Source organism: Corynebacterium sp. NPDC104732 (assembly GCF_055583565.1).
Genome location: NZ_JBVJNS010000010.1, coordinates 40,671 through 53,470, shown reverse-complemented (window position 1 = coordinate 53,470; position 12,800 = coordinate 40,671). Strand labels below are relative to the sequence as shown.

Sequence of the window (12,800 nt, the reverse complement as noted above, 5' to 3'; positions counted from 1 at the left end):
TGCGATGCGTTAGGCTACTAGCCATCATGGATAATACTGACACTTGGCTGGTTATTCCGTGCTACAACGAGGGCTCTGTGATTCAGGACGTCATCGAAAACGCGCGCAAGACCTTTCCTAACATCGTGGCCGTCAACGACGGTTCCGCCGACGACTCCGCCGCGCGTATTCACGCCGCAGGTGCTCACTTGGTGAACCACCCCGTGAACCTCGGCCAGGGTGCGGCGATCCAGACTGGCGTGGAGTATGCGCGGATGCAGCCGGGCGCCGAGTATTTTGTCACCTTCGATGCCGACGGCCAGCACCAGGTGAAGGACGTGGTGAAGATGCTGAACCGGCTACGTACTGAACCGATCGACATTGTCGTGGGAACCCGGTTCGGCCGCCCGCGCGCCGAGGATGACCAGGTGCCGTGGATTAAGCGGGTGGTGCTCAAGACCGTCGTGTTCCTCTCGCCGCGCACCCGTCGCCTCGGGCTTACCGACGCCCACAATGGCCTGCGAGCCTTCAACAAAAGGGTCGCTAATGAGCTGAACCTGCGCATGAACGGCATGAGCCACGCCTCCGAGTTCGTCTCCACCATGGACGAAAAGAAGTGGCGGGTGGCCGAGGAGCCGGTAGATATCCTGTACACCGAGTACTCCATGTCCAAGGGCCAGTCCCTGATCAACGGCGTGAATATCCTCGCCGACGGTTTGCTTGCGAGGAAGTTGCCATGACCATTGTGATTCAGATTCTGCTGCTGCTAGCGACTGCGTTTTTGGTGCTCTATTTCCTGGGCAACCGTCGTAAAGCACGTGCGAAGGCTGGCGTGAAGCTGGGCTTTTTGTTGTTCATCTTGGCTTGTATCTGGGCTGTTCTCCGCCCCGATGATCTGACCGTGGTGGCCAACTGGGTGGGCGTTTCCCGTGGCACCGATCTGCTGCTCTACGCCCTGGTCGTGGCATTCATGTTCACCACCTTGTCCTCCTACGTGCGCTTTCGTGAGCAGGAGCTGCGCTACGCGCGCCTTGCCCGCGCCATCGCGCTGAAGAATGCTGTGAAGCCGGAAGAAGAACTGAGCTAATGTCCCGCACGCGTGTTGCCCTGCTTGTTGTTATTGGTGTGCTTTTGGGTTCGGTGTTTGGCCTCGGTGGCTTCATCTTGGGCGAACGCTCCGCGACATCCCAGTTCATCGCCGAAAACCCCTCATCCGCCACGGCCATCAACGCGAAACTGGCGAAGGTGCAGGCCGGCACCGGTGACCGCACCGCCAAGCCGCTTGCCGACGGCACCTATAACGCGCTGATCCAAGGCCCCAGCGGGGAGATCAAGTCCCAAGCAGACATTGAAAAGATCCACCGCCGCAACCCGGAGGATCCTTTCGCTATCGGTGCCCTCGACGCCCCTGTAGTGATCTCCGAGTTTTCCGATTTTGAGTGCCCATTCTGCGCTCGCTACTCCACCCAAACCGAGGGGCGCATCCTCACTGATTACGTGGAGAAGGGCCTCGTCCGCATCGAGTGGAATGACCTGCCTATCAACGGGCCGGATGCCGACGCTGCTGCCCGGGCTGGGCGCGCCGCTGCCGAGCAGAACAAGTTCCACGAATTCAAGTCTGCGTTATTCGCCGAGTCTGCGAAGCAAAACGGGCACCCTGGTTTCGGTCAGGCCGACTTTGAGCGCTTTGCCCAGGCTGCCGGCGTTCCTGATATGGACAAATTCAAGGCAGACGCCACTTCGGACAAGTATGACCAGGCCATCGAGCAGGCCAAGAAGTACGGCGGCGGGATCGGTATTTCTGGCACCCCAGCGTTTTTGATCGGCACTAAGTTTGTCTCTGGCGCCCAGCCGTGGGAAGTGTTTGAATCTGCCCTGAATGAGCAGCTGGCTGCCACGGTTAAGTAGCGCTTTCCGATAACTGCGTTGGAAGGCAGAACTACACCCTTTTTCGAACATGTGTGCTACATTTTGAGTTGGCGTGTCCTCCTCGGTTGTTATGCTGTAGTCAGTAAATTAAATGAGCAGGTCACAGGGGGTGAACCATGCAAGAACTGCAAGCAGCATTAACAATAATTCGGGGCGAAGGACACGTCATTGACGTCACTAACCCTTTCGAAGTCGAGTGGGCTGTCGCTGATTTGGTGCAAATCCGAGAGGCCGTCGCCCGTTTGGAGACCTCGCTCGCCAGCCATCTCGATCTAGAAGGCCTCGGCAGGGCCGGGGTTCATCCACGGCATGCTAAGACGCTCCTCCGGCGTGCCGATTCGCGGTGGGACGACGGCGTCGACGCCGACCACCAAGACGAAATCTTGCGCGCCCTCACCAGCCTGTCGCCAGCGTCGAACCGGCGAGATGAAATCTACGACGCAGCTTCCACAGAAGTTCAGGGCTACAACCGCCCCACGTCACCTGAGCAAACCTGGCGCTTTACCCGCGACCAGGTTGTGCAGGAAAACCAGCGCCTGGCCAAAGATCCCCTCCAGGCGCGCGTGCAACGCCGGTTCACACTCGGCAAGCCCGATGAACATGGTGGCGCCAAGTTCTCCGGATACACCACGCCGGAAACCGGTGCCCTCCTGGAAGCACTCATGAACCAAGCTTTCAGCACCACCCCAAGAGCCGACGGCGACCTCCGCACCGTGCGGCAACGCCAACATGACGCTTTCGCGGAAGTCGTCCGCTGGGCTAGCAGCAACCGTGTCAACAACACCGGGCACGCCAGCCTCGTTGTCTCCATCACGGAAGATGACGAACTCGACCTGGCCAACCGGTTCCCCACCAACACCCATTTCGAGCTCAACCTGCTGGAAATCCTGGCGCTCGGTAACGATAACATCACTGACTATATCGCCGTACACAACCATCACGGCGCGGTTGTTCAGCTGGTCACCGGCAACAGAAGCGTCACCTTCGCCCAGCGGGTCGCCCTTTTAGCGGAGCAACTCGTCTGCCAGTACCCCGGCTGCGACGAGGTCGCCGGGCGCTGCGACGGCCACCATGTCATCCCGTGGTCCCAGTGCCAGGAAACTGCGCTGGACAACATCGCCCTGATGTGTCGCAAGCACCACCGCAGGAACCGGGACGACAGATCCGGGCCCCACATGCGAAAAGACCACCGCGGGTGTCGCTTTGCAGACCACGCGGGTGAGGCAGAAAATAATTCCCCCGCAGCAAAGAAAGCAGCGGGCAGGAAACTCAGGCGGCGCTATCCCCTGAAGTAGTCCACCGTACGGCGAACGCCCTCTTCAATGGACACTTCAGGCTCCCATCCGAGCACCTCACGCGCGCGGGAATAAGCGAGGGCGGAACGAGGGACGTCGCCAAGCCGTGCCGGGGCAAACTCCGGGTCATCCGGCGCGCCCGCAGCCTGCGCCACCAGCGTGTGCAGCTCCCGGTCGCTCGTCTCCACAGAGGTTCCGATATTGAACCGCATGCCGCCCCCCTTGGAACCCGCAGCCAGGTAGAACGCCCGCACCACGTCACCAACGTAGACGTAGTCGCGGGTGTTGCCACCGTCACCGAACACCTTGGTCGGCTCGCCCGCCAGTAGCCGCTGCGAGAAAATCGCCACCACACCGGCCTCGCCGTGCGGATCCTGCCGCGGACCGTACACATTCGCCGGAGCAATATGCGCGCACTCCAGCCCATACAGGTGACGGAACGTGTTCAGGTAGATTTCGCCAGCGCTTTTCGACGCCGCATAAGGCGAATGCGGATCAATCGGGAACGACTCGTCCACCGGGAACGTCTCCGGCGTGCCATAAATCGAACCACCGGAAGAGGTGAACACGATCTTGCGGACGCTGTTCCTCCGAGCGGCTTCCGCAATGCGGATCGTGGAAATGATATTGGTAGTGGCGTCGTGCACCGGATCCTTCACCGATTCCCGCACATCAATCTGCGCAGCCAGGTGGAAAATCACTTCCGGGCGATGCTCGCCCAAGAACTTGTCAAAGTCCAGTTCCAGGATGTCCGCCTCAACAAACAGGCATTTGCCGGTGGCCTGCGCAGCCTCCAGGTTCCTCACATTGCCACGGGATAGGTTATCGACCACAACAACATCGTGGCCCTTCTCAATCAGAAGATCCGTCAAATGAGAACCAATGAAGCCGGCACCGCCGGTAACTAATGCACGCATGGTTTCACCCTAGTGCTTTTGCCAGCGAACAAACAACAGCAGGCCACCATCACTGGTGACCTGCTGTCTAATTGGAGCCGCCTGCGAGAATCGAACTCGCGACCTTTTCATTACGAGTGAAATGCTCTACCGACTGAGCTAAGGCGGCGCCGATGCACAATAAGCATCGAGGGACTAGTTTAGCGCACGCGGAATAAAGAATGAAAACCGCTGGTCATTGCACTTTACAGGCCTTCCGGAGCCGGCCTACGAGCCCGGAGAGCGCCACCACTGGGCGCACGTTGTGCCCAAACGATTCCCGGCAGGCGTTGATGGCGTCGAGGCAGTCTGTAAGAGCTGCCGCATCATTACGGGAGGCGAGGTCGCTGGACAGCCCATCAAAGTCCGGATGGGTGAGCTGGATGCCGGCGTCGCGGACGAGCGCATCCCGGTAGAGCCCGGCAAGATCAATGAGGGCGAGGTCGTAGGCGTCACGTTCGGCGCGCTTCCGGCGGTTCTTGTGGACGGCCTCCAACGCCTTGACCTCGGTCTCCATGCCTTTAGTCAGCCGGCTCGCCCCCTTGCCTTTTACCCCGGCGCCGAAGGAATTACGGACCTTTTCTATTTCCGCCTCTTCTTTGGGCGCAAGGTCTGCCTTCACTTCGGCCTCTACCGCTTTCACCAAATCGCCTACCTCCTGAAATGCGGCTTCTTTGTGGTAGATCAGTTCGGCCAGGTGCAGGACTTGAGCCCGGCGCTTTTGAGCCGCTTCCGAGTGCGCAAGGTGCCGCGCCCGGCCGATGTGTCCGGATGTCGCGGCGGCAGCGAGCCGGGCCGCATCCTCGGAAACACCCCCCTCAGCCAGCAGAATCCGGGTGACGTCCTCCAGCGCTGGAGTGGGAACATACACGTGCCGGCAGCGTGAGCGCAGCGTAACTGAGAAATCCTGCGGGTCCGTCGACGGTGCGCACAGCATGATCACGGTCCGCGCGGCAGGCTCCTCCACCGTTTTCAGCAGCGCATTTGCCGCCGAGTCGGACAAGCGGTCCGCGTCCTCGATGATGATGACGCGCCAGGGAGCGTGCGTGGGCGAGGAAATGGCAGGACCAATGACCTTGTCACGCATGAGGTCAACACCGATCGACAGCTCCTGTGGCACGATGTGCACCAAGTCCGGGTGGGTACCAGCAAGCACAGCGCGGCAATTCTCGCATTCACCACAGCCGACGGAGGTCGGTGAGCTGCACATCAGGGCGGCAGCGAAGGCTCGGGCAGCGTTGGAGCGCCCGGAGCCGGGAGGGCCAGTGAACAGCCAGGAGTGTGTCATCGCGGCAGCTTCTGCGCCTTGCGGGGACGCGGTTCCGGCAGCGATGTGGCGTGCGGCGGTGGCGGCGTCGATAAGCGTGCGACGCAGATGGGCTGCCCCGGCCAGCCGGTCAAACACAGAATTTTGGCTCACCCCACCCACCCTATCGTGTAGGGCGGATAAAGTAGTGGGCATGACTCGTTTTGCGCAGATTGTGAAGTGGCTCTGGAGGACCTCCTGGCCGCTCTACGCTGCCACCATTTTTCTTTCCAACGTGCTGGGCGCGATCGCCACAATGCTGTTTTTCCGCTGGCTCATCCCGATGCCGGAAAAAGAAGCATTCGTGTCTTTGGATAGCCAGCTGCCTGAAGTGGGGATCGGGTACCTGGTGGCGGGCTCCTTCATCGGGGCCATATTGACGTTTTTACTGTTCAGGCCGGTACTTGCCTGGCAACACAGCCCTGAGGACCACGACCCGAATATGGTGCGCAACTTGGTCATGCGCATCCCCGTCTACCAGGCAATTTTGTGCGCTGTTATCTGGTTCATCGGCATTGTTGTGGTGACGTCTCTGGCGGCGCAGCACGACGGCAAGCTGGCATTAGTGTTGGGGCTGGTGTCATCTCTGGGCGGTTCCGTCGTGGTGTTGCTGACCTATTTGGAGGCGGAACGGATTGTGCGCCCCATCGCGGCGCAAGCCCTGGCGCAACGCTTTGAAGATTCCACGTTGGAGCCGCCAGTGACCCAGCGCCTGCGGGTCACGTGGGTGATCACTGCCGCGGTCCCAATGCTGGCCATCTGTTTACTGGTAATGGGGCACCATTACGGCTATTTCACGGACACCGCGTCGGATCTTTTCCCCGCTATCTTGGCCCTTGGCGTGATTTCTCTGCTGGCAGGGTTCGCAGCCCAAACACTTGTCATCATGAGCGTGGTGGACCCCATTCATGAGCTCCAAACCGCTATTAATCGGGTGCGTCGAGGCGAAACCGACGTGGCTGTGGACATCTATGACGGCTCCGAAATCGGCGTCCTCCAAGCCGGCTTTAACGAGATGATGCGCGGCCTTCGGGAACGCCAGCGGGTCCGAGATCTCTTCGGCCGCTACGTAGGCACTGAAGTTGCCCGGCGCGCCATGGAGGAACGCCCAACGTTGGGCGGCGAGGATCGCAACGTGGCTGTACTCTTTGTCGACGTCATCGGCTCCACCACCTTCGCGGTGAACCACACCCCAGAAGAGGTCGTCGCGGCGCTGAATGAGTTTTTTGAAAAAGTGGTCGACGTCGTCCACAAGCACAGGGGCGTGATCAACAAGTTCCAGGGCGACGCCGCGCTTGCGATCTTCGGCGCGCCACTGCCGCTTGCCGACGCCCCGGGCCTCGCACTCGCCGCCGCCCGTGAGTTACGTTCGGAACTCAAGGACATGGAGCTCACCTGCGGTATCGGTGTGGCTTCCGGGCATGTAGTGGCCGGGCACATTGGTGGCCACGACCGTTTCGAATACACCGTCATCGGAGACGCCGTGAATCAGGCAGCACGACTAACCGAGCTAGCCAAAGACGCACCCGGCAGAGTGCTGACCTCCGTATCGACGCTGCGGGGCGCCAACGAAGCCGAGCAGGCCCGCTGGACCGTACTCAAATCAGTGGAGCTGCGGGGGCGCGGTGAGCTCACGCAGCTCGCCCGCCCGATCCGGCCGACGCTGGCGGATCGTTCTTAGGGCCGTTGAATTTGTGGTCATTTCGAGTCAGTAATTCGGTAACCAATTCATAACCAGTAGATAAACACACTCAATCACCGCTAACGGTTTAACGCTCGACACGCGATCCTTAAAGTGAACCCCGTCACCTCAAGGATTGGAACTACCGATGAAAAAGTTCGCTTCTGCGGTTACCGCAGCATTGATGATCATCTCTGCCCCGTCTGCTCACGTTGGCTACACTGCTCAAAACTCCTCCGAGGCTGCCCAGCTATCCTCCGAAGAGTAGGCGAACGTGTCTAACAACATGCAGTGGAGCCTCGAAAACCAGCCGTTCCCGAGCAACATCATTGATGCTATCGGCGCAGGTTTCGGTAGCGCGTTCCGCGCAGCACTGATTTCGATGTACCACTGGACGTTCATGCTCATCAACCAGGTTTCGAACTTCTAAAACCTGCAACTCAGTAGTCTCGTGGGACTAGTCGGTCTGGGCGTAGCGCTCGATCGATTCGAGAACGTGTCCTCGCATTACATATTCGACCCGGTGTGCTAGTTGCGCCGGGTCGTCACGCATTCCGGTGGCGATCCAGTGCATGAGGTGCCCGACCACTGCGAGGGTGTAGTGATCGATGATGAAATCACGGTCAGCTGGCTGCAAGCTATAGCCATCGGCAAGCTCGGCGACAATCGCAGTCATCATTCTGCGCAGCGCCCGGAAGAAGAACACCTCGGTTTTGGGCATCGTGAGCGATTTCAAAATCGCCTGGACCTGGGTGCGATGCGTGTACATGTAAGTCATGAGCTGCTCGAATCCGGCAGCCCAGGCGTCGTAACGTGCGTGTGCGAGGATGTGGCGCGCAACCTCGTTTTGGAAGAGCCACGCGGCAGCGTCGTAAACATCGTCGAAGTGGTAATAGAACGCCTGGCGGGTCACACCAGCGCGGGCCGCGAGGCGTGCGACGGTGATGCGGGAGAGCTCAGCAGTCTCCAGCTCGCTTTTCAACGCGTCCGAAAGCGCGTCACGGGCATCCATGACTGCCACTTTACACAACTGCAAAAGTGTCTATGTACAGGTGTTTTATCGACCAATAGGCTTGAAACTACCAAGGCGCTTTCCTTGAAGAATGGGTTGCGAGGCGAGCGCCCCAACTCACAAGGAGAATGTCATGTTTTTATACGCAACCATCCCCTGGTATTCCTGGCTCGCATGGTTCGCGGTGCTGGGTGCCCTGATCGGCCTCAATGAAATCTCGCGTCGCTCCCGCTACGCCGGGTGGGCACTGTTCATCGCGCTACCAATCATTTTGACCATCTTCGTCTGGCCTACCACCGCAGGAGCTGGCTCATCGACGGGCACCTGGTTCCACTGGGTCAAGGTCTATTCCGCCTCGCCGGCTGCCTCGGCTTCATGGCGCTGCGCTACCATCCACGGCTCGCAGCAAACAAGTGGGCACTGTGCTTCCCACCGTTCATCCTCGGTCTAAACATCTTGGAGGCCTGCATCCGCGACTTCCAGGTCGGCGCGATGAACGCAAACGGCATGGTCGACGGTGTGTTCATGGTCTCCGGCTCCTGGAATTACATGAACGGCATCGCTGGCCTACTAAACCTCATCACGATCTGCGGTTGGACCGGTATCATCATCTCCCGCGATCCGTCTAAGGACATGATTTGGCCTGACATGCTGTGGTTCTGGATCATCGCATACGACCTGTGGAACTTCGCATACGTCTACAACTGCGTTGGTGATCATTCCTTCTACGCGGGCGCCGCGTTGCTGATTTCCTGCACAATTCCGGCGTTCTTCATCAAGAAGGGTGCTTGGCTGCAGCACCGCGCCCACACCCTCGCGTTCTGGATGATGTTCACCATGGCCGTGCCGAGCTTCGTCACCTCCTCGCAGTTCTCTGTCGAGGCTTCCCACGACCCGAAGGCACTATTCCTCGTGTCCTTCATCGCGCTCGTGGCCAACGTCGCCGTGTTCGGCTACCAGATCTACACCGCGGTCACCCGCAAGAAGAGCTTGCTTCGCGACGAGCTATACACCCACCTCGGGTCGCACCACGATCTCCTCATGTCCAACATTTCGGTGCCTGCTTCGTTTGAAGCAACCGAGACTCGGAAAGCCGTTTCATAGCTGATCCATATAGCAAACCCCATTCCTGCTACGGCACGAATGGGGTTTCGTCGTGTGTCACCAACAGTCACAAGCCCATCGACAATCGATAGAGATTCCCTATTCGCACCATACCAGCTTCATCTCCGCAGCCCCTACCTGCGGAGACGCTGCCGAACTCTGGCCCGCCTGGGCGCCCCAGACAACCTACCGCCGTGCCTTCACCACACGCTTCGTGGTCTGCTTCACGGTTTTCTTAGCAGCTTTCTTGGTTGCCTTCTTGGTTGCCTTCTTGCGGGTCGTCTTCTTCGGCGCGCCACCTTCGGCGGCTTCCTTGGCTCTACGTTCGGACAGCAGCTCGTTGGCGCGCGCGTCGGTAAGGGTTTCAGGGTTGTCGCCCTTGCGCAGGGAGGCATTGGTGGTGCCGTCGGTGACGTATGGACCGAAGCGGCCGTCCTTGACCTGCATTGGTTTGCCGGAGACGTCGTTATCGCCGAGTACCTTGAGTGGCGCTACGGCGGTGGCGCTACGGCCGCGACGCTTTGGTTCGGAGTAGATTCGCCGCGCTTCATCCAGGGTCACAGTGAAGATTTGTTCTTCGTTGGCCAGGGAGCGAGAGTCGCTGCCCTTCTTAAGGTACGGGCCGTAGCGGCCGTTCTGGGCAGTGATCATTTCGCCGTCGGTTGGGTCCACACCCACTTCACGTGGGAGAGACAGCAGCCGCAGTGCGTCCTCGAGGGTGACTGTGGCGGGTTCCATGGAGGGAAACAGCGAGGCGGTCCCTGGTTTGAGGGTTTCCTCGATGATCTGATTGATGCGCTTTTCCTTTTGGTTGGCCGCAGTTTTGGTTTCCCAGTTCTTTGCGCGTTTGCCTTCGGCTTTGCGCTGCGCGTCTTCGGCAGCGCGTTCCTCGGCGACGATTTCTTCAGCGTGGGCGCCGACGGAAGCTTTTTCCTCCTCGGTAACCAGCTCAGTGACATAAGGCCCGTAGCGACCGTCCTTGGCTACGATCATGCGACCGTTAGTTGGGTTGACGCCGAGCTCGCGACCACCTTGTGGAATGGCGAAGAGCTTTTCAGCGGCGTCTAGGGACAGCTCGTCTGGGGTGGTGGATTCCGGCAGGTTGGCGCGCTGATATTCCGGGGTGCCGTCGGGCAGCTGCCCCACGATGCGCTCGAGGTATGGGCCGTAGCGGCCGACGCGCACCACGATATCGCGACCTTCCTCGTCGACAAATAGGCGGAGCGAGTTCACTTCGCGCGCGTCAATGTTTTCGAGGTTGTCGCCCACCAGAGCTTTCAGCCCGCCGAGGCGTGCCACGCTGTCTGCGGTCTTGTCGCCCACTTCCGCGTTACCGAAGTAGAAGCTGTTCAACCACTCGGTGCGGTTTTCATTACCGGCAGCGATCTCGTCGAGTTCATCTTCCATGGAGGAGGTGAAGTCGTAGTCCACTAGGGAGCTGAAATTCTGCTCCAGCAGCCCGACCACGGCAAACGCTACCCACGACGGGACCAGCGCATTGCCGCGGGAGAAAACGTAACCGCGGTCCTGGATGGTCTTGATGATGGACGCGTAGGTGGATGGGCGTCCAATACCGAGGTCTTCCATCTTCTTCACTAGGGACGCTTCGGTGTAGCGGGCTGGCGGGTTGGTGGAGTGACCTTCGGCGTCGACCTGCTGCGCGGCGAGTGCATCGCCCTTGGACAGCTGTGGCAGGCGCTTTTCAGCGTTGTCTGCCACGTTACGGCCGTCTTCGAGCTGCGAGGTTTCCACGTAGGCCTTGAGGAAGCCGGGGAAAGTGATGGTGCGACCGGTAGCGGCGAATTCCACGTCCTCGCCGGAGGTGGCGGTGCCGGCGATGGTCACCTTCATGGAGGTGCCACGCGCGTCAGCCATCTGGGAGGCGACGGTGCGCTGCCAAATGAGCTCATAGAGCTTGAACTCTTCGGCGTCCAGTTGTGCATGAAGCTGGCCTGGGGTGGCGAAGGTTTCGCCGGCCGGGCGGATCGCTTCGTGGGCTTCCTGCGAGTTCTTCACCTTGCGGGTGTACTGGCGCGGCGCGTCAGCCACGAACTTATCACCGTAGAGTTCGCGTGCCTGCTGGCGTGCTGCTTGAATGCCGGACTCGCTGAGCGTAGTGGAGTCCGTACGCATGTAGGTGATATGACCGTTTTCGTACAGGCGCTGCGCGATACGCATGGTGCGCTCGGAGGTGTAGTGCAGTTTGCGTCCGGCTTCCTGCTGCAGCGTCGAGGTCATAAATGGGGCGTAGGGCCGTCGGGTGTACGGCTTTTCCTCGACGCTGGCTACGGTCATAGTCGTGCCGCTCAGGGCGTCGGCAAGCTGCGTGGCTTTCGCCTGGTCAATGACGATGACGTCCTTGCCCTTGAGCTCGCCGCGGTCGTTAAAGTCCCGGCCTTGCGCCACGCGCCGCTTATCGACGGCGGTGAGCCGCGCAGCGAATTCGTTAGGGTTTTCCGCGCTGGCTGGCTGGTCGGTCTTGAGCTGCGCAGTGAGATCCCAATAGTTTGCGGACACGAACGCCATGCGCTCCCGCTCGCGCTCCACGATGACGCGAGTAGCCACCGACTGCACGCGCCCCGCAGACAGGCGTGGCATCACTTTCTTCCACAGCACAGGGGATACCTCGTAGCCGTAGAGGCGATCGAGGATGCGACGAGTTTCCTGCGCGTCCACCAGGTTGTGGTCCAGGTCGCGGGTGTTTTCTGCTGCGGCCAGGATCGCAGGCTTGGTGATCTCGTTGAACACCATGCGCTTGACCGGCACCTTCGGCTTCAGCACCTCCAGCAGGTGCCACGCGATCGCTTCGCCCTCACGGTCGGGGTCGGTGGCGAGGTAAAGCTCGTCTACTTCCTTGAGCTTCGCTTTCAGGTCAGAGACCTTCTTTTTCTTGTCCGCGCTCACCACGTACAGCGGCGAAAAACCGTGATCTGTGTCCACGCCAAGCCGAGCCCACGGCTCTTTCTTGTATTTGGCGGGCACGTCGGCGGCTCCTCGTGGCAGGTCACGGATGTGGCCCACGGACGCCTCGACGATGTAGTCCTTACCGAGATACGGCTGGATCTTCTTCGCCTTGGTCGCCGACTCCACAATCACTAAGCGTTTTACGCCAGCATTTGACTCTGCCACTATGCCAACTTTCTGTCATTTCAACGGTGCATTAGTTCACTACCGTACACAGTTATATATTGCGCTACTACGCACTGGTCTAGTTTTTTGCAGAAAAGTGTGAGGAATTGCCCACTTGTGGACAAAGCAAAACCCGGCTTTCCTGCGGTGAGGAAGCCGGGTCGCAGCGTGAAAAACTCTTACAGAGCCACCACGTTCTGAGCTTGTGGGCCCTTAGCGCCTTCGCCAATCTCGAACTCAACCTGCTGGTTTTCCTCGAGAGTGCGGAAGCCGTTGCCCTGAATCTCGGAGTAGTGAACAAATACGTCTGCGGATCCGTCAGCTGGAGCGATGAAGCCGAAGCCCTTTTCAGCGTTGAACCACTTCACAGTTCCCTGTGCCATAACAAAAACCTTATTTCTTTGAAAGCGAAGCAGCATTCCCGCATTCT

Annotated in this window: 11 protein-coding genes, 1 tRNA gene and 1 pseudogene; 7 read left to right on the top strand and 6 right to left on the bottom strand. The window is 59.6% G+C overall.

The genetic code is table 11. The features are described 5' to 3' along the window. Positions 1-26: 26 nt before the first annotated feature. The 4 genes from ACZ6ZO_RS08630 to ACZ6ZO_RS08615 all read left to right on the top strand — a co-directional run bounded on the left by ACZ6ZO_RS08630 (position 27) and on the right by ACZ6ZO_RS08615 (position 3,203). Complete coding sequence (locus tag ACZ6ZO_RS08630; RefSeq protein WP_182387079.1) at positions 27-719, top strand: glycosyltransferase family 2 protein; 693 nt, start codon at positions 27-29, stop codon at positions 717-719. Further along, positions 716-1,066, top strand: coding sequence for a DUF2304 domain-containing protein (locus ACZ6ZO_RS08625; protein ID WP_182387080.1), 351 nt, complete (start codon positions 716-718; stop codon positions 1,064-1,066). Before ACZ6ZO_RS08630 ends, ACZ6ZO_RS08625 begins: the two co-directional genes overlap by 4 nt. Beyond that, a complete protein-coding gene (locus ACZ6ZO_RS08620) occupies positions 1,066-1,887 on the top strand; it encodes a DsbA family protein (RefSeq protein WP_182387081.1) in 822 nt (273 codons plus the stop codon). The genes ACZ6ZO_RS08625 and ACZ6ZO_RS08620 overlap by 1 nt, the downstream gene beginning before the upstream one ends. 137 nt (positions 1,888-2,024) lie before the next feature. Next, entirely contained in the window at positions 2,025-3,203 is a 1,179-nt protein-coding gene (locus ACZ6ZO_RS08615; protein ID WP_465291929.1) for an HNH endonuclease signature motif containing protein, read from the top strand. On the opposite strand, the gene ACZ6ZO_RS08610 is transcribed toward ACZ6ZO_RS08615, so the two are convergent. The 3 genes from ACZ6ZO_RS08610 to ACZ6ZO_RS08600 all read right to left on the bottom strand — a co-directional run bounded on the left by ACZ6ZO_RS08610 (position 3,188) and on the right by ACZ6ZO_RS08600 (position 5,558). Next, on the bottom strand, positions 3,188-4,120 hold the full coding sequence (locus tag ACZ6ZO_RS08610) for an NAD-dependent epimerase/dehydratase family protein (RefSeq protein ID WP_208768589.1): 933 nt from the start codon (positions 4,118-4,120) through the stop codon (positions 3,188-3,190). The two genes, ACZ6ZO_RS08615 and ACZ6ZO_RS08610, sit on opposite strands and share 16 nt — an antisense overlap. Positions 4,121-4,192: 72 nt before the next feature. Then, positions 4,193-4,268 (bottom strand) — tRNA-Thr (locus ACZ6ZO_RS08605). A 66-nt stretch (positions 4,269-4,334) separates the two neighbouring features. Further along, positions 4,335-5,558: a DNA polymerase III subunit delta' gene (locus tag ACZ6ZO_RS08600; RefSeq protein WP_182387084.1), complete on the bottom strand. Its 1,224-nt coding sequence runs from the start codon at positions 5,556-5,558 to the stop codon at positions 4,335-4,337. Between the two features lie 40 nt (positions 5,559-5,598). Here ACZ6ZO_RS08600 and ACZ6ZO_RS08595 point away from each other — a divergent pair, with 40 nt between their 5' ends. Both ACZ6ZO_RS08595 and ACZ6ZO_RS08590 read left to right on the top strand, forming a co-directional pair. Beyond that, a complete protein-coding gene (locus ACZ6ZO_RS08595) occupies positions 5,599-7,125 on the top strand; it encodes an adenylate/guanylate cyclase domain-containing protein (RefSeq protein WP_182387085.1) in 1,527 nt (508 codons plus the stop codon). A gap of 274 nt (positions 7,126-7,399) precedes the next feature. Then, positions 7,400-7,555, top strand: a complete 156-nt coding sequence (locus ACZ6ZO_RS08590; protein WP_182387086.1) for a hypothetical protein — start codon at positions 7,400-7,402, stop codon at positions 7,553-7,555. A 27-nt stretch (positions 7,556-7,582) separates the two neighbouring features. Here the strand turns inward: ACZ6ZO_RS08590 and ACZ6ZO_RS08585 are convergent, their stop codons facing one another. Continuing rightward, entirely contained in the window at positions 7,583-8,137 is a 555-nt protein-coding gene (locus ACZ6ZO_RS08585; protein WP_182387087.1) for a TetR-like C-terminal domain-containing protein, read from the bottom strand. 91 nt (positions 8,138-8,228) lie between these two features. Here ACZ6ZO_RS08585 and ACZ6ZO_RS08580 point away from each other — a divergent pair. Continuing rightward, a pseudogene (locus tag ACZ6ZO_RS08580) lies at positions 8,229-9,241 on the top strand (DUF5692 family protein). A gap of 186 nt (positions 9,242-9,427) precedes the next feature. Here the strand turns inward: ACZ6ZO_RS08580 and topA are convergent. Beyond that, the gene (gene topA / locus ACZ6ZO_RS08575) at positions 9,428-12,370 is read right to left on the bottom strand and encodes a type I DNA topoisomerase (protein ID WP_465291925.1); all 2,943 of its coding nucleotides are present in this window, start codon (positions 12,368-12,370) and stop codon (positions 9,428-9,430) included. Positions 12,371-12,549: 179 nt separating this feature from the next. Beyond that, the gene (gene cspE, locus ACZ6ZO_RS08570) at positions 12,550-12,753 is read right to left on the bottom strand and encodes a transcription antiterminator/RNA stability regulator CspE (RefSeq protein WP_182387090.1); all 204 of its coding nucleotides are present in this window, start codon (positions 12,751-12,753) and stop codon (positions 12,550-12,552) included. Between the last annotated feature and the right edge of the window lie 47 nt (positions 12,754-12,800).